The sequence below is a fragment of the Sutcliffiella horikoshii genome (assembly GCF_008180725.1).
Classification (GTDB): domain Bacteria; phylum Bacillota; class Bacilli; order Bacillales; family Bacillaceae_I; genus Sutcliffiella_A; species Sutcliffiella_A horikoshii_B.
On record NZ_VTEV01000005.1, the window covers coordinates 516,198 to 532,826 of the forward strand.

Consider the following 16,629-nt stretch of genomic DNA (forward strand, 5'->3'; position numbering starts at 1 on the left):
GATTAATTTTACAACATCTGCTAAAAGAGTGGACAAGGAACTCGATATAATAAAAAAGGGGAGATTTATGCTATGAAAAAAGCGATCAGTCTTTTTATATTAGGGGTTTCATTACTAGTTTTACCTCAAATGGCCTATGCCAAGAGTGTATCGGGGGAAACAACGCAGCCTAATAAGTTCATTGTCATTGTTTCTACTATTATCATTATCCTTGTCTTCTCTCTGTTTAAATGGTGGAAAGACAGAAAGGCTGCTTAGGGAAAAGTCCAAGCATGCCAAGCCAATTCTCATATCCTATAGGAAAGATTCTTTTATGGGAGTGAATTGGGATGGGAAGTGCATGTCTAAATTTCAATATTAGGACACAATTTACCTTTACCGTGAGTGACTGGGATCTAAGCCGTATTCTAAATGGACTAGCAGAGGAAAGTGTGAACATTAACGGTTATTTCCAAACGCTTGCCGGAAAGAAATTCAATTTTGTTCGCATGGTTGTAGGTACCTCTGAAGAGCGCGAACGAGACATTCACGCTGTTCGAAAGGTAATGAAGCTGGTTGGTGTTCGTTACAGGGAGAATCAGGTGATTCAACTGCTTGATAGTATTTCTGGTGTGCCTGGGCAGATCAACGCAGTCTTCAGCACGCTTTGGTGCAAGATGCAGGTTCGGGCTGTTTATCTTGGAGAGGATAGTACGATTTATTTGGATGTTTCCAATATTGGATACGCCTTACGTTTTCTTTCGGAAGAGAACCCGCCTCGTTGTCTAGATTGATGTAATAGACTTTTGTCTAAGTATTGCATACTATATGGTGACTCAGGTCGAGGGAGTTGTGGGCGATGAGGGAAATGCAGGAAGTAATGGAGTCTTTTGATTATCTGATTAGGACTCAGTTTTCTTTCCAGGTGGACGATTGGGCATTAAGTTGTATTTTGGATGGTTTGGCAGAGCTAGAGGTTAATGTAAATGCCTATTTTCATACGAAGCTGGATGCAGAAACACATCTTGTAAAAATAGTACTTGGCAGCAGCAATGGAGAAACAACAAAGGACCTTCAGAGCATGCGTAGAGTTTTGCGCGGTTACGGTATTCCTTTTAAAGAAAGACAGGTTATCCAGGTGGTAAAGCTGCCTGCGGGACAGTCCGGACAGCTCAACGACCTGTTTGGTGCGCTCTGGTGCGAATTGAAGGTGGAAAGTATGTATCTTGGTGAGAACACGAATGTGTTTCTCGATACTTCTGATTTGGAAAGGGCAATTGATATTTTGTCACACTCTGATTTAATTGTCTGTCCAAAAAATTGTTAGAACGGGACGTGGTCCTTGATCGACGTTGTTATGTTTTGCTCCCAATCCGTGCGCGTGACGGCATAACCCACGGAATCAAATAACTTATCATTCTGAGGCCAGGCACTTCGGTGGTAGGCTTCTTTGACGTACCCGCTGTTATGGAAGGTTTTGCGCATCGCCAGGTTGTCGTGCCGGGTGTGGCCTTCAATTCTGATCAGGTGCGGGTATTTGGTGAATGCAAATTCAGTAAGCCATTTTACAGCATGGGCGCCGCGGTTTTGACCTCTGGCTTGTTGTTTAAGTCTTAAGTCGAACAGGCAGGTTGGGTCCTCCAGGTCGAAAAGTCGGAACATGCCTATGACGGTATCGTTTTTGTCTTGGATGAGGAAGGTTTTGGTGCCTTCGTTTGTATAGTTGCCTTGTTGAATGGAAGTTTGGATGGCTTCCACTGTTGGATTTTCAGTTCCATGATATGGCCAGGTTTCTGTTGTTAGCAGTTGGACAAGGTGGTGTTCGGTTTCTGTTGTGAGTTCGATATATGATTGCATGGTTGGTTAATTTCCTCCGTTTAAGGTGTTTTGGGATATGGACTTGTGTTTGAATTGCTCCCATTCCTCGCGCAACATTCCCATGCGGATGGAATCGTACAGTTTTCCTTGGTAGGTTCGGACGTTACGGATGCAGGCTTCTTGTGTAAAATTCAGTTTGGCACCGACTTTGACCATGCGATGGTTGCCGGACCAGGTTGTGTAACCGACTCTTGGGATTTGCGGTTTTGTTTGGAAAAGGTGGTCTGTCCATAGTTGGATGGACTCGGTTCCGTACCCGCCGTTCCAATACTCGGGCAGGTAAATGATGATACCCATTTCAAGCCAGTTGGACGGTTCGTGCTCCCAGTAGTAGGTAACGCTGCCGATGGTTTGGGGCTCTTCTGTATTGGTTTGAATCAGGTAAATGGAATCTCTGCCTTCGTTTAGTTGTTGAGTCATTTTGGAGATGTATGTTTCCTCGTCGATCATTTCGAGTGGGAAGTATGGTGCATCCCACTTTTTGTATTCAGGGTTGGGGTCGCCGTACATTAGGTGATGGAGTAGCGGCAAATCTGAGATAGTGAGCTGTTTTAGTTTGATTTTGGTTCCTTGGATGGTGGTTGGTGTGGTGGGCGTTGCCAAGTTATTGGTATTTGTCATTAGTTTGGGCTCCTTTAAGTTGGGTAATTAGGTAATTTACGAATTTAATAGAGTTTTAGTTTCATTTTTCAATGTGATTTTGATTATGAGATGGTAATACATGGATTCTTAATAAATTGAACTGTTTTTTTAATTAGTTGAGGAGGTTTTTTGACTAATTTGACCACTGTTTTGACTAATTCCTCTCGTTTTTCGACTATTTCCCATTCAAGCATTCAGTGCTGCCCAATATCACAAAAATACCACCTCCGAGCAAGAGAATGACCAATTTATACTAGCATAGCAATTTTTAAACAATCGTTTGTTCGAGAAAAAACTAACCTCTTGCGCCCCAACGGCTCCACCCAAAAAATCAAGATTAACTTTTGAGATTGCTATATTACAAAAACAGACCCCCATCCCTAAAGATAGAAGCCTGTCCACAAACTCAACTTATTCACCTAAATCTACATTATGGTACACACGTTGCACGTCGTCGCAGTCTTCCAACGCATCGATCAGTTTTTCGAACTGCTCTTGCGCATCTCCTGGAAGCTCCACTTCATTTTGCGCAAGCATTGTCAGTTCAGCCACAGAGAATTCTTCTACTCCCGCACCCTTCAACGCTGTTTGGACAGCATGGAATTGATCCGGCTCTGCATAGACAATCACTGTTTCCTCTTCTTCCATGATGTCTCGTACGTCAAGGTCTGCTTCCATCAACACTTCAAGCACTTCGTCGGACGTTTTTCCTTCGAATGCAAAGACTGCTGTTGCGTCGAACATGTATGCAACAGATCCACTTACACCCATGTTTCCGCCATTTTTCCCAAATGCTGCTCGCACTTCGGATGCTGTACGGTTTACGTTGTTTGTTAGGGTATCTACAATTACCATAGATCCGTTTGGTCCGAATCCTTCGTAACGAAGCTCGTTATAGCTCTCTTCCCCGCCGCCTTTTGCTTTGTCGATCGCACGGTCAATGATGTTACGTGGTACGTTGTATGTTTTCGCACGCTCAAGCACGAATTTCAACGCCATATTGGATTCTGGATCTGGCTCCCCTTGTTTTGCTGCTACATAAATTTCAAGGGCAAATTTAGAATAGACTCTACTCGTATTCTGATCCTTTGCCGCCTTTTTTTCCTTAATGTTGTTCCATTTACGACCCATATATATTCACTCTCTTTCAGAAATTAAAAGATGTAACTGGTTCTATTATACATCAACTTCCCAGAGGGTTTCGAGTGATTTCCTTATACATCTCCAGAAATCTGGTTGCTACCTTCGATAAATAGTATTTTTTCATCCATGCAACTCCATATTGGGAGGACAGATCCTCATCCTCTACCAAATACGAATGAACTTTTGCTTCAGAAAAAATATGCATCGCACTTTCTGGAACCAATGTTGCTCCGAAACCTTGTTGGACGAGACGAGAGAGCAGAGTTAAATCCGAACTTGCACACACAATATTTGGTTCATAGCCTCTTTGTGCAAAATACTGAAGGGTATAATCATACAACCCTTGCCCTTTGGTGCTTGGCAGAACCAGCGATTGGCTTGCAATCTTTTCTAATGTCAATGATCCATTCCAAGCTTCCCGGCTGACAAAATAGAATGGTTCCTTCTTCAGCATAAAGTGTGCAAATTCATCTGAGTGAACGGGAAAACGTATGACTGCCAAGTCTATAGCTCGCTCACGTAGGAGCTCCAATAGATGTCCTGACTCATTTTGATGAATTTCATAGGTTACCATAGGATACTTATCTTTAAATGCGAATAACAATTTGGATAGCGACATTTCTGAAAGAGTGTTCACCCCTATTTTCAAAGAGCCTTTTAACCCCACCCCTACTTCCTTCACTTCCTCCATGCCTTCTTCCATCAGTTTGGTAATCTGTACGGCATGATGATAGAGCTTTTCTCCCGCTTCTGTCAGCCGAAGCTTCTTTCCTTCACGGTGAACTAATCCTACTCCCACTTCCTCTTCCATCAACTTTAACTGTTGACTCAATGGAGGCTGGGACATATGTAATTTCCGAGCAGCTTGTGAAATATTTTTCTCTTCCGCAATGACGGTAAAATAGCGCAATTGCCGAATATCCATCCACATTTCATCTCCTATATGTTTTTCATATGATTTCACAACAAAACAAATATCATTCATATGGTTTTACATATGATACCATATATTTGGAGAGAGGCAGGAGAATAGAATGCGAGCAATTCTGATTCTTATAATACTTAACTTAATAGTAATAATTGCTTTACTTATAGATGCAAAATTAACATCTGAAGGAACTAGGGTCCATGTGAATCAACATATTTATGTGCACGCTGAACAACAAATGCAACTAAGAAAGGAACTTCTATGAATAAATTAATCTCATCGTTTACGATGTTTTCTTCCATACAATGGCTCTTTTTCATTTTCGCCAATACGGTTGTGGTTCCGCTCTCGGTCGGGGCCGCTTTTGATGTGTCACCAGAAGTGAGCCGGATGATGCTGAGTGCCTCCCTACTATTTACTGGCCTGGCATGCATCTTCCAAGGATGGATGGGCCACCGCTACCCGCTGCTGGAAGGACATTCAGGCTTATTGTGGGGCGTGATGCTGAATCTTGGACTCACTGCTTCTTCGTTAGGCATGAGTTTCACGGAAATCGGCGGGGGTGTTGCGACAGGACTTTTGCTTGCGGGTAGCTTTACGATGCTGCTTGCAGTCTTTGGCTGGACATCTGTACTGCCTAAGATTTTTACGCCGATGGTCATGACGGTGTACCTTTTCCTACTAACCTTTCAATTAATGATGGTATTTTTCCAAGGGATGCTTGGTGTGACAGAGGATGGCGTGATGAATGTGCCAGTCAGCATCCTTTCAGTTGTTCTTGTTATTTTCGTAAGTATGTTGAAAATTAAGGCACCAAGGGTAATCGGGAATTTCGCGATTCTCATTGGGATTGTTGTTGGATGGATTTTGTATGTGCTGCTGTTCCCGGGTGGTGGTCAGGAGGCGCCAGCTGCGGCCTTTGCGTTTGATCTGTTTCCGCTTGGTGCCCCTAACCTTGAATACGGTATTATTGCGGTCGCATTTTTCGCCGGGGTGTTGAATATGAGTAACACAATTGCCTCCGTCCAGGCCGCGGCAGAACTGTATGGAGAGACCCCAAAACCTGGAAAATTCAGGAATTCTTTCTTTTTTACCGGATTATTCTCTGTGATTGCGTCCCTGTTCGGGCTTGTCCCATACACGCCGTTCACGTCGACGATCGGATTTTTGCAGAGTACGAGAATATTAGATCGAAAGCCGTTTTTCATAGGCGGTCTCATGCTTGCCGCCATTGGACTGGTGCCACCGTTGACATCTTTCCTGGTAACGATGCCAATGACGGTCGGGAATGCGGTGCTGTTTGTAGCATACCTTCAATTGTTCGGGACCGCTTATGGCAGTTTGCGAGGCGCTGTTTTTAATTCAGATACCATTTTCCGTTTGGCCGCACCGGTGTTGATGGGAGTGTGCTTGATGAATACTTCTCCGGCTGTGTTCGGTCCGTTACCGGTGCTCTTACAACCGTTCTTGGCCAATGGGCTAATCATGGGCGTACTGCTTTCAATAGTATTAGAGAAGGTGACGAATTGGGGACAGTTTGAGAATAAGGTGGTTGGACATGGCTGATCCGGACAGGGTCAGCTATAATTTTGTCCTTTTCAACAGTAAAAACTATCTTAAAATGTTTCCTTCTATCTTTTCAGTGGTAGGATAATAGTTAAGTAGAAAACGGAGGAACCTACCATGCGCCACATAGAATTCAAATACGAAGTCACAAGACACGCTTTATCCGCGCTGGTTGATCACTTTAAACCTTGGCGCTACGGGAGAATCCTCTTTTATATAGGGGCTTTGCTTTTCAGCATTTATTCCTTTTTTGATTTGCTTAAAATGTACGGAGAGGTGCCAACTGGAATATTTGCTATGTCAGCCGTTATGGCATTTCTGGTTCCGTTGGTGGTTGCGTTCCTTTTTATTAAGGTCGTCACTTTTGTTGCTGGGGTCATTTTGTTAAGGAAGCCCATTTATGAGGATGAGATGGTGGTGCACTATCAGGACGGGGATGATTTCTTCCTTGCGGGTAACGCAAAATTCCACTTTAACGACCATTCGAAAATGATAGAAACCAAGGATTACTACATTTTTCACAGAGGAAAGCAGTTCCTGGACGGAATAGCGATTCCCAAACTGTCATCGCTTGATGAGGGATATGAGGAGAGAGTTGAGTTTCTGATTAAGAGAGTAAAATGAACAAGAAGCCTTTCGGGTATGTGGAAAGGCTTCTATTTTTATGTGTAATAGGGTCTTTGGAAAGTGGTTTTGGGTAACTAGGTTTGGTTTTTAAGTGACTGAGTCTTTTTTTTTGGAATCGCACCAACTAATTGGAACGTGAACATGCGGATATCCATTGTAAAAATGATATATCCAACGTTAAGGTCCACATATCCATTGTAAAAATGATATATCCATCTTAATGTTTTCATGGCCTCGCTTATACCTCATTCTCAATAACTAAGGTAACAGCTACTTATTTATCTTTTGTCGCTACCGTACTTTCCTCAAAATAACATACCCCTAAAATATGCCCGTCTGGGTCCTTAAATTCAAACGACAGAACTGTCCCGTAATCGATAACATCCTCTACCAAAACACCGTTCTCCCTCAGATTCTGATGTGCTTCATTAATATCAGAAGAATAGAAGTTCAATAAACAATGGGAGGCTGGTGTCACTTTCACCGCCCGCACAAGCGTCAGAGGTGTCTCCCCTATCTCTATTGCAGCATATCCGTTTTCTTCGTCCTGCCATCTAACAGAAAAGCCGAGTACCTCAGTGTACCAATTGATGGACCTCGACATGTCCGTAACTTCTAAAAATACGGTATCAATCCTTTTAAAAAGTGAACTCATTCCTTCCGCTCCTCCCCCATAAATTCTTCGTAAATCAGACCGAACAACAACACATCATGGTATTTCCCGTCCGTGTACACCATATTCCGCAATCGTCCCTCCTCCACGAATCCAAGACGTTCATGCAGCTTTATGGAGCCCTCGTTAAAAGCATACACGTGGGCATTGACCTTCTGATACCTTAGTTCGCCAAAAAAGTAGCGAAGAACAAGCCTAATGGCATCACTCGCATACCCCCTCTTCCAGTGTTCACGGAAAATACTGACGCCGTAGCTGAACGTGCCGTTTTGCGGGTCGCAACTGTTTGTGCTAAAGCTGCCAACGAGTTCTCCATTTAGGTTCTCAATGGCAAGCCTGAAGTTATGGCCATCCCACCCCTTTTCCGACTCCCTTTCTGTCCATCTTTTGCTGCCCTCTTCAGATCTTGGTCCATAAATGGCATCATTTAATCTGGCAATCTCAGAATCCATTCCATCCTGGTGGAATTTCTCCCAATCAGAAGGCTGAATCGGTCGCAAACGTACCGCGGCCCCTTCCCATATATGATAAGACATAATTTTTATCCCCCATTAATTCTTTATTCTCAAAAATTCCTGCTTCAGCTTACATTCCTTCAGCTTTTCTTTTTTTCCACTCTTCTGCTAGCATCCCGTATACCGCATGATCGACATGATGGTCATACAACCATTCCGCTTGACGGATCTTCCCTTCCAACGTGAAACCAAGCCTTTCAGGAATAGACCTGCTCTTCACATTTTCCACCGCAGCACGAATATCAACACGCTTCATTCCAAGCTCCATGATGGCATAGTCCGTTAGAGCTTCTGCCACCCTTGTCATGATGCCATTACCTTGATAATCCTTATCCAGCCAGTACCCGATATACGCCACTTTGTTAGTCCAATCGAGCGTGTTGTAACTTGCTGCACCAACAATCTCCCCTTTATAAAGAATCATTGTGGTCATCGATTTATTTTCCGCATAGCCCTGTCTGGTCCCTTTTATAAAATTCTTGGAGTCCTCTACCTTCTTTGTGAAGTCCAGCCATGGCAACCACTCGCGTAAATACTCCCTGGAGTTATCAGTTAGCTTAAATAGTCGCTCCGCATCTTTTTCCTCTGCTAGTTTCAGAGATAGTTCCTCGTCAATTTTATGTATGAACATGGTTGTGTCCCTCCTAAATGAATTGTAGTTTTCTTATTTATCGGCTCAAATGCTCATGTATCAACTTCCATTCTTCCTTTTCTTTGACAAAAACATTGGTCGCACGTCCGCTGCCCGAAATGAACTCCCCATTCAAGTACCCTTCGTAATGAAAGGTATAGAGGCAAGTAGCAGTGCGCTCATCCACCGCAATCCACTGCACATCCTTTGCCGAGTAAACTTCCTCTTTGATAGAGTCCCATGCGTTTTCGAAAAAAGCACGGATTTCTTCTATGGTCGTACAGTTTTTATTGGTGAACCAATAGACTGCATCGTCGTGGAGCAATCTTTTTACATTATCGAAATTGTGGGTATTGGTTGCTTGAATGTATTGGGTTAATGCTTGTTGGTAGGCCATATGCACTCTCCTTTATGGTCGAAATTCCGCTGGTTCCAACACTCCAACTAGAGAGGTTGGAGCCTTACGTTGAATGGCTTTAATAACTCCTTCAGCAATTTCATGGTTGTTCAACCATCTTCCTCGTTCCTCTTCTAGCTTGAAGCCCAGTTGGACTTGAAGGTAATGGCAATTTTTTGGAATGCAGAGCTCCCTTTTCACCTGTGACAGCTTTGCCCTACTTCCGAGAACGTGGTACAACTCCCATGGTTCACTTGGCTGTTCAACAGTTTCTATAATTTTGGCTAACCCTTGTTCTCCACCGGTATGAACCCATGCAACCACAAGTGTAATGGGACCATTTTCATGAATTGTCTGTTTTAGGTGAATGTCTAATAGATTCACTTTGTTATAGTCGACAAGCACAGAGGTTATTTTACCCTTATCTACTTGCTCTATAAGGCGGCTCATTTTCACCGTATTTCTTCCAATGACAGAAACGTGATAGTTTTGAGAGCATAACCACAGGCAAACCTCGGAAAGCATCCCTGTTCCACCAACTACAAGTGCATGCTTCATTGCCTTATCTCTTCTCTTACTCTTATTCGATACAAATACTGCTCTCCCATTCGTCCCATAACTCTTCTTCCACTGTCTTTGAATCCCGCTCTCAGGTACACCCGTTGTGCCGTTTCATTTCGTACGTTTACTGCCAAAACCACCTCATCCACGTGAGGGAAATTTCTTTTCACATAATTAGGCAGCAACTCCAGTGATTTACCTGCAATACCCTTTCCTTGAAACGGAACAGCAACCGAGTAAGCCCGTAATAGAATGGCATTAGGATTGTCCGTATAGCTTGGAAGCTCCTCCCCTTGATAAAGAACGAAAAAACCTGCTGGCTTCCCTTTCTCTAAAATAACTATAGGGTGCCTCCCCCTATCCGTTTCACAAGCTAATAACGCATCTTTGGGATGTGAAGTGAATGTTAATTGACTTTCAGTAAGCTCATATTTTATTAGTTCTTCTAAATGTCCAGTTTGATAGCCTTCTAGGATAACCTCACTTTTAGTAGGATTATTTTCATTACAAGAGCTAATTAGCTCTTTTGCAAAATGAATGGTAGTGTTTACTCGTTCTTCGTTTGAAGCAAAAATTCTTTCCGTACTCCCTTTCCTTATATTCATTGCCTCTTGTATAAGGTCATGCCATTTCGGTTCAAGTTTCCGCAGTCCGTATTCCCCTGCAGCTAACTTGGAGATGACACTATGCTCGCTTAATGTGTAATATTGCCGCAGCAGTCCCAGAACTGTCCATTCCATTTCGGTTTCAATGTGTTGAACTGGGTAAGTCATTAACTGTTTTTTTATCTTTTCCATGTTCATTACTCTTGTGGCCCAGTAGTCGTTCATGTTTTTTCGTACATAATCTGTGAGATCTTCTGTTGTTACGTGAATGGGTAGGTCTTTGACTTTGGGTCCAAAGATCGTTACTCCATTGTTTTTGAGGAGCCACCAGGTAACCGGGTTATCGTGCTTGGCTTTTTCAAACGTTCCTTCGTTGTAAAAATAGCTTTCTTCATCTTGATTCGACGATTGCACGTAAATGCCATCCAACTGCGGTTTTTTGCATGTTTTTGCAAGTTTCCGATGAATCTCTTTTAAAATAGCTGCATCGTCATTTGTCAGCTTCCGGCTGGTCACCGCAACAAAATCAATGTCACTTTGGCCTTCTAGGTAAGCATCTATCGCAATGGATCCATGAACGTACAATCCATCTAACAATCCTGGTAACTCTTTATTGCACTTATCTATATAAAGGTCTAAAACCTTTTGTATGCTTTCCGGAATTCTGTACATCTCTATCCCCTTTTCTTTCAAAATCTTCCTTCTACACTTTTCGACTCTTTGCATGTTTTATCCTTTTACAATTATAAAGACAGAATAAAAATGCAAAAACAGGAAATTAATTGTTGACTAAACAGGAATAAACATGAAATAATAGGAAAGAAGTTGAAACTAAACATTGGGGTGATGATTTTGTTTACAGATGAAAGACGGGGAGAAATATTGAAAGTATTGGAACAAGATGGCAGAGTGCTTGCTAAGGATTTGGCTGATCAATTCAATATGTCCATTGATTCCATCCGCAGAGACCTTTCCATTATGGAAGAACAGGGGTTATTGAAACGCACACACGGTGGTGCAATTCCAGTAGCATCCGTCCGTACTATGCCACGTCCTCCAGCCGAGCGTTTTGGGGACGGCACGGTTCACCAAAATGCCATCGCAAAATTAGCTGCAGGTTACGTTAAAGCGAACCAGACGGTATTTATTGGAGGAGCCTCCATACACTATGTGTTGCTAAAATATTTACCAAAGGATATTCCGTTCACGGTGCTGACCAACTCACTTGAAATCGCCTATGCTTTGCGTGGTTCTGATAACATCACGACATTTTTAATTGGCGGAAATGTGAAGAGTTCCGGCAATATTACAGATGCTTTGGCCAATGAGTTTGCGCGACAGTTTACGGTTGATTTATGTTTTGCAACGGCCGGGGCCCTTTCTGTAAAAGGAATGAGTACCGCAACGCCGGAAGTTGCTATTTTCTATAAAACGGTTTACGGCAATTCGAAAAAGCTGGTTGCCATGTTTGAACATACGAAGGTCGGGCAGGAGATGTTTGCCGGCATGTTCCCTATTGGGAATTTGGATGTGGTGATTACGGATTCGGAGACTGATAAGGGGAAAGTGGATGAGCTGAAAGCTGCTGGAGTAGAGGTTTTGGTGGCTGGGGAATAGGTTTTCTGCGAGAAAAGCGACAGTGTGGATGGGTACTGTCGCTTTTTGGATTTTATAAGAAATGTATGGACAGACAATGACGGAAGGGACTTGGATTTGGTGCAGAGTTTGAGATTCGCGTCTCATTGAGGTCCTATGGAACACGAATTTGGTGCAGAGCTTGAAATACGCGGTTCATTGAAGAGGTATAGGACCTAATATTTTGCAAAACACTTCGAGTTGATGCGGAAACACTTTGAGTTCGTGCCGAAACACCTCGAGTTCGTGCCAAAACACCTCGAGTTCGTGCCGAAACGCCTAGAGTTCATGCCGAAACACTTTTCACCCCATTCCCCCCTTAAAAATAGGAAAACAATCCTTAATTAATGCTCTCAGAATTCACTCTTCCCTCTCAGATTCCTCCCGCAGCAACCATCAGTAAAAGCACAGGCGAATATCTTGTTCTGGCCAAGCACATCAAATCTATACTCCACCATAAAGTTAGCGTATGACCTAAAAAAAGGCATCCACACAAGATGAAGATGTGCGAATACCTTTTACATTTTTTACTTTTTCAAATAATGTACACTGAACTTCTCTTCATCATCCGTCCACACCTTGCTTGGCTCAAATCCGCATTCCATTGCCAGCGTCTGAAACTGATCAATGGAATATTTGTAGGAGTTTTCTGTATGGATGGTTTCCCCTTCCCGGAAGGAGAATTCATGGTCTCCGATGTTCACTCTCTGATCGCACTGACTTTCAAGATGCATTTCAATGCGACCTTTTTCCTTGTTATAGTAGGCAAGGTGCTCAAATTGCTCTTCGTTAAAATTGGCCCCAAGCTCCCTGTTCATTCTTGTCAGGAGATTAAGGTTGAATGCAGCCGTAATGCCTTTCCCATCATCATAGGCCTTTTCCAGTATCTCGGAATCCTTTTTCATATCAACACCAATGAGGAAGCCGTCTCCTTCATCCAGAAGCTTCGCGGACTTCATCAGAAAATTTCGCACCTCTACCGGCTCAAAGTTTCCGATGGTAGACCCCGGGAAAAAGATGACCTTCTTGCCTTTCGCCTCTAACGGCAAAGTGAGAGGACCCGTATAGTCCCCACAAACCGCCTTTATCGTAATATGAGGGAATTGCATCGCAAGCTCTAGGCTTGATTGAAAAAGAAAATCTCGAGAGATATCGATGGGCACATATTCTTTGAGACTCGCGAAATTATGGAGCAGCGCCTTAATTTTGTTGCTGCTTCCACTGCCATACTCAATCAAAGTGTGAACATCACCAACAGCCATCGTAATTTCTTGTATTTTTTCGTTGAAAATCTTCATTTCCGTCCGAGTCGGATAATACTCCTCAAGTTCCGTTATCATCTCAAATAACTCTGATCCCCGATGATCATACAAGTATTTAGAGGAAATGGTTTTGACCGGAGCGGAGAGCCCCTTTACGATTTCCTCGCGCATGTTTTCTTTTTCGATATAAAAATCATAGCTTTGGATATTATTTTCTAATAACCTCATAGCGCATCCTCCGCCAATCGGAATCCGCTGAACTGCCAGCGTTTGTCCGCTGGAAAGAAGTTGCGGTAGGTGTTTCGAATATGGTCTTGTGGTGTAGCACAGGATCCGCCGCGCAGCACCATCTGGTTGCACATGAATTTTGCATTGTATTCGCCAAGTGCCCCTTCTAGCGGCTTGCTGCCTGGGTATGGCGAGTAGGCGCTTGCCGTCCATTCCCACACATCGCCAAACATTCTGGAGCCAGCTGATTGAGTGAATGCTGCAGGATGATAGTTGCCGGTGTCCATCGTGTTTCCTTTTATCTCCAAATCTCTTGCAGCATGCTCCCATTCCGCTTCTGTAGGAAGACGCTTGCCTCTCCATCTGCTGAAGGCATCCGCCTCATAAAAACTGACATGGACAACTGGCTCATGGAGATCCAGTTTCTTCTTGCCTGCGAGCGTAAAAATGGACCACTCTTCGTTTTCCTTACTCCAGTAAAGCGGAGCCTGCCAGTCATTCTTTTTTACCGTATTCCAGCCATCTGACAGCCAGTAATAAGGCTTCTGATACCCGCCTGCTTCAATAAACTCCAGGTACTCACCGGTTGTGACAGGCTGATCAGCCAGTTTAAACGGCTCCAGCCAAACTTTATGGTTGGGGCTTTCATTGTCAAAAGCAAAACCATCACCGTTATGTCCGATTTCAACCAGACCTCCGTCATAGGTGTGGAAGGAAGGTTCTCTTTTTTCAGATGATGTAGTAGATTGGGATTCTTTATAGACTGGATGCAAAGGATTAACGAAAAAGTTGTATTTTACATCCATTAGGACTAGCTCTTGGTGCTGCTGTTCATGCTGCATGCCAATTTCTATGAGGCTATGAATTTTGTCAGCCGGTTTAGACTTAGTCTCTTGCTGTTGCTCGAGCAGGTCCACGATGTAATTATCAATATAACTGCGGTATTGGAAAATATCTTGGATGCTTGGTCTTGAAAGGACGCCGCGTTGATGCCTTGGCTGAAATGGCCCAACAGTCTCGTAATAGGAATTGAAAAGAAAATCATATGTTGGATGGAATTCTCGATAGTTCTCGAAATACTCTTTGAGGACAAAACGCTCAAAGAACCAGGTTGTATGGGCCAGATGCCATTTTGGTGGGCTGACATCTGGGTGTGATTGAATAATGAAATCTTCTGTTTCTAATGGTTGAACAAGCTTCATGGTGAGGTCACGCACATTCATAAATCGTTGGGATAATGATTTTATCGTTTGTGTTTCCATGGATACCGCCCCTTTTATTGGATTCTAGCTTTGTTCAACTACATTTCCCTCTGCAGGGATTGGCTGGTTTTGGAGCATCTTTGAAAAATGTATCAGGTTATATGCCATAATTTTGGCATGCTCCATTGTGAAATCGTTCTTATGTCCCTCCGCTTCGATATACGACTCTCCCGGTCCCGCTTCGCCAACCCAGTATGTATCCACATTCGGCGGAATAGTAAAGCCCATATGCGTCAAGCCGTATAAAATAGATGCAGCCGCATGCTTCGCACCATCCTCATTCCCTGTTATGACCACACCTCCCACCTTGTTATAGTAAATATATTGACCTTTGTCGTTCGTTAGTCCACTTCCTCCATAAAGCCGCTCCATTACCATTGTCGCGACACTGCTCTTCTCACCAAGCCACAGTGGTGTCCCAATGATAACGATGTCCGCACGCATCACCTTGTTGAATACTTCCGGCCATTCATCGCCATATCCTTCGTCCTCGCTTACCCCAAACTTAATATTGTAATCTGCTATCCTCACAATTTCGGACTCTACGTTTTCGTTGTTGAAATGGGTGATGACCTCTTTCATTAATGCTTCCGTATTAGATTCTTCGCGAGAAGATTTGAGTGAACAGTTTAAGAAAAGTGCTTTTGTCATGTAGGTCGTTCCTCCTCTTTTTGGTGGTTAAAATATTACTCTTTACCCTATTAAAGGAAACTGAAACGTAAAAAGATACATTGGGTGGGTTTTGTTTTGGTTAAGAGTTTGTGAAGGGTGGGGGATTTTGATTTTACAGGGGACAGTTTTGGTGGTTTCTTTCCTTGGTAGGGCGAAAACTATTAGGATTCAATCTTACTGTCTGACGAAATTAATTAGCCAATTTGGAGATTTATTAGTCAATACTTTAAATTTATTAGCGACTTCTTCATTTTATTAGCCACATTGGACTGGATAAAGGCCATTCGACACGCATCGACACAAACAGGTGAGAACCCTGACACCGGTCCCTGATAGAAAAAAGACATACCTTCAAACAGGTATGCCTCTCTCCTTATTTAAATACGGTCCTCAAGCAAATACATCAGCTTGTGGGGGCCATGTTCCTTATTGGAAGGAATCACTACGATTGTTTCTGAAGCCGGATAGTAGGCAGACGCAAAACTTACGCCCGGGTCATAACCCATTACATGATACTTTACGATTTTGTCTTCGGCTTTCTCAATCCAAATTCCATACCCATAGTGATCGTTATCATTATCCGTTTGAATCCATGGCGTCATCATTTTATCGAGCATTTCTTTGGTAACTAGTTTTCCATTCAGTAGGGACTGCCAAAGTTTTGCAAAGTCGCCTGCCGTAACATAGGCGCCACCGTCAGCACCGCCTTTTATCGGGATGGAGTAGCTGTTAGTTTTCCAAGTACCATCTTCTTTGTCAATATAACCAAGAGCCGTCTTGGCAGGTAAAGAATCTAAAGAAAAGTACCCTGATTCCTCCATTTGGGCCGGTTTGAAGATGTGCTCCTCCACATAATTAATAAAAGGAATTCCTGTTACCTTTTCAATGATTAACCCCAATAATATATAGCCGGCATTATTGTAATAGAATTTTTCGCCCGGGGTGAATTTCATCTGTTGATTCTGGAACAACGGGAGAAAATCTTCTAGTTGTCTCATGTGATACATTGGATTCTTCACCCAAAGCTCTTCAAAGTCTTCCATTTCATCCTCGTCAAAGTAGTCAGGAATTCCGGATGAGTGTGTCAGCAACTGGTGGACTGTAACTTCTTCATCGAAATGAGGAAAAGAATAATCCAACAAATTGCTTATTTTTGAATGAAACGATATAGCCCCTTTCTCCACCAACTGACATATACCAATCGCCGTGAAGAGTTTGCAGCCTGAGGCAATTCCGAATCTCGAATTGGTCGTGTTAGGAATAGACTCTGCCCGGTTGGAGAAGCCATGGGCACTGGTATGGATGATTCCAGCGCGATTTTCCACATGTACAACACCTGAAAAGTCTAATTCCTTTACCTTGTTTGCTAAGATTGTTTCTAGTTCTACATTTTTCAGTTTCATTTGGATTGCCCCCCTTTTGTTA

22 protein-coding genes are annotated in these 16,629 nt (G+C 43.1%); 6 read left to right on the forward strand and 16 right to left on the reverse strand.

The features are described 5' to 3' along the window. Positions 1–72: 72 nt before the first annotated feature. From FZC76_RS14915 to FZC76_RS14925, 3 genes are all read left to right on the forward strand, one after another. On the forward strand, positions 73–258 hold the full coding sequence (locus FZC76_RS14915) for a hypothetical protein (protein ID WP_148988952.1): 186 nt from the start codon (positions 73–75) through the stop codon (positions 256–258). Positions 259–329: 71 nt separating this feature from the next. Further along, complete coding sequence (locus FZC76_RS14920; protein ID WP_148988953.1) at positions 330–773, forward strand: hypothetical protein; 444 nt, start codon at positions 330–332, stop codon at positions 771–773. Positions 774–838: 65 nt separating this feature from the next. Further along, positions 839–1,306, forward strand: a complete 468-nt coding sequence (locus tag FZC76_RS14925) for a hypothetical protein (protein ID WP_148988954.1) — start codon at positions 839–841, stop codon at positions 1,304–1,306. On the opposite strand, the gene FZC76_RS14930 is transcribed toward FZC76_RS14925, so the two are convergent. From FZC76_RS14930 to FZC76_RS23530, 5 genes are all read right to left on the reverse strand, one after another. After that, complete coding sequence (locus FZC76_RS14930) at positions 1,303–1,836, reverse strand: GNAT family N-acetyltransferase (protein WP_148988955.1); 534 nt, start codon at positions 1,834–1,836, stop codon at positions 1,303–1,305. The genes FZC76_RS14925 and FZC76_RS14930 overlap by 4 nt on opposite strands. Positions 1,837–1,842: 6 nt before the next feature. Next, positions 1,843–2,478, reverse strand: a complete 636-nt coding sequence (locus FZC76_RS14935; RefSeq protein ID WP_148988956.1) for a GNAT family N-acetyltransferase — start codon at positions 2,476–2,478, stop codon at positions 1,843–1,845. A 432-nt stretch (positions 2,479–2,910) separates the two neighbouring features. Further along, positions 2,911–3,630, reverse strand: coding sequence for a YebC/PmpR family DNA-binding transcriptional regulator (locus FZC76_RS14940; RefSeq protein ID WP_148988957.1), 720 nt, complete (start codon positions 3,628–3,630; stop codon positions 2,911–2,913). Positions 3,631–3,682: 52 nt separating this feature from the next. Further along, positions 3,683–4,567, reverse strand: coding sequence for a LysR family transcriptional regulator (locus tag FZC76_RS14945; RefSeq protein WP_148988958.1), 885 nt, complete (start codon positions 4,565–4,567; stop codon positions 3,683–3,685). A gap of 194 nt (positions 4,568–4,761) precedes the next feature. Further along, positions 4,762–5,004, reverse strand: coding sequence for a hypothetical protein (locus FZC76_RS23530; protein WP_262372645.1), 243 nt, complete (start codon positions 5,002–5,004; stop codon positions 4,762–4,764). Here FZC76_RS23530 and FZC76_RS14950 point away from each other — a divergent pair. Both FZC76_RS14950 and FZC76_RS14955 read left to right on the forward strand, forming a co-directional pair. Continuing rightward, positions 4,889–6,136 (forward strand): uracil/xanthine transporter, encoded by a 1,248-nt coding sequence (locus FZC76_RS14950; RefSeq protein ID WP_262372642.1) that lies wholly within the window; start codon positions 4,889–4,891, stop codon positions 6,134–6,136. The genes FZC76_RS23530 and FZC76_RS14950 overlap by 116 nt on opposite strands. Positions 6,137–6,253: 117 nt before the next feature. Then, on the forward strand, positions 6,254–6,760 hold the full coding sequence (locus tag FZC76_RS14955) for a hypothetical protein (RefSeq protein WP_148988960.1): 507 nt from the start codon (positions 6,254–6,256) through the stop codon (positions 6,758–6,760). Between the two features lie 77 nt (positions 6,761–6,837). Here the strand turns inward: FZC76_RS14955 and FZC76_RS23120 are convergent, their stop codons facing one another. The 7 genes from FZC76_RS23120 to FZC76_RS14985 are packed head-to-tail and all read right to left on the reverse strand — an operon-like array spanning position 6,838 to position 10,871. Then, positions 6,838–6,993, reverse strand: coding sequence for a hypothetical protein (locus FZC76_RS23120; protein WP_187442088.1), 156 nt, complete (start codon positions 6,991–6,993; stop codon positions 6,838–6,840). A gap of 44 nt (positions 6,994–7,037) precedes the next feature. Beyond that, complete coding sequence (locus FZC76_RS14960; protein WP_148988961.1) at positions 7,038–7,418, reverse strand: VOC family protein; 381 nt, start codon at positions 7,416–7,418, stop codon at positions 7,038–7,040. After that, the gene (locus FZC76_RS14965) at positions 7,415–7,972 is read right to left on the reverse strand and encodes a GNAT family N-acetyltransferase (protein ID WP_148988962.1); all 558 of its coding nucleotides are present in this window, start codon (positions 7,970–7,972) and stop codon (positions 7,415–7,417) included. Before FZC76_RS14965 ends, FZC76_RS14960 begins: the two co-directional genes overlap by 4 nt. 49 nt (positions 7,973–8,021) lie before the next feature. Then, positions 8,022–8,582, reverse strand: a complete 561-nt coding sequence (locus FZC76_RS14970; RefSeq protein WP_148988963.1) for a GNAT family N-acetyltransferase — start codon at positions 8,580–8,582, stop codon at positions 8,022–8,024. Positions 8,583–8,619: 37 nt separating this feature from the next. Beyond that, a complete protein-coding gene (locus FZC76_RS14975) occupies positions 8,620–8,979 on the reverse strand; it encodes a YybH family protein (protein ID WP_148988964.1) in 360 nt (119 codons plus the stop codon). Between the two features lie 12 nt (positions 8,980–8,991). Then, on the reverse strand, positions 8,992–9,537 hold the full coding sequence (locus FZC76_RS14980; protein ID WP_148988965.1) for a short-chain dehydrogenase: 546 nt from the start codon (positions 9,535–9,537) through the stop codon (positions 8,992–8,994). Beyond that, positions 9,534–10,871 (reverse strand): GNAT family N-acetyltransferase, encoded by a 1,338-nt coding sequence (locus tag FZC76_RS14985; RefSeq protein WP_148988966.1) that lies wholly within the window; start codon positions 10,869–10,871, stop codon positions 9,534–9,536. The genes FZC76_RS14980 and FZC76_RS14985 overlap by 4 nt, the downstream gene beginning before the upstream one ends. Positions 10,872–10,997: 126 nt before the next feature. On the opposite strand from FZC76_RS14985, the gene FZC76_RS14990 reads away from it, so the two are divergent. Further along, entirely contained in the window at positions 10,998–11,762 is a 765-nt protein-coding gene (locus FZC76_RS14990; RefSeq protein WP_187442094.1) for a DeoR/GlpR family DNA-binding transcription regulator, read from the forward strand. A 545-nt stretch (positions 11,763–12,307) separates the two neighbouring features. Here the strand turns inward: FZC76_RS14990 and egtD are convergent. The 4 genes from egtD to FZC76_RS15010 form a co-directional block, all read right to left on the reverse strand. After that, a complete protein-coding gene (gene egtD, locus FZC76_RS14995; protein ID WP_148988968.1) occupies positions 12,308–13,270 on the reverse strand; it encodes an L-histidine N(alpha)-methyltransferase in 963 nt (320 codons plus the stop codon). Beyond that, a complete protein-coding gene (gene egtB, locus FZC76_RS15000) occupies positions 13,267–14,532 on the reverse strand; it encodes an ergothioneine biosynthesis protein EgtB (protein WP_148988969.1) in 1,266 nt (421 codons plus the stop codon). The genes egtD and egtB overlap by 4 nt, the downstream gene beginning before the upstream one ends. Before the next feature lie 24 nt (positions 14,533–14,556). After that, complete coding sequence (locus FZC76_RS15005; protein ID WP_148988970.1) at positions 14,557–15,183, reverse strand: flavodoxin family protein; 627 nt, start codon at positions 15,181–15,183, stop codon at positions 14,557–14,559. 398 nt (positions 15,184–15,581) lie between these two features. After that, positions 15,582–16,607: a serine hydrolase domain-containing protein gene (locus tag FZC76_RS15010; RefSeq protein WP_148988971.1), complete on the reverse strand. Its 1,026-nt coding sequence runs from the start codon at positions 16,605–16,607 to the stop codon at positions 15,582–15,584. Positions 16,608–16,629: the final 22 nt, after the last annotated feature.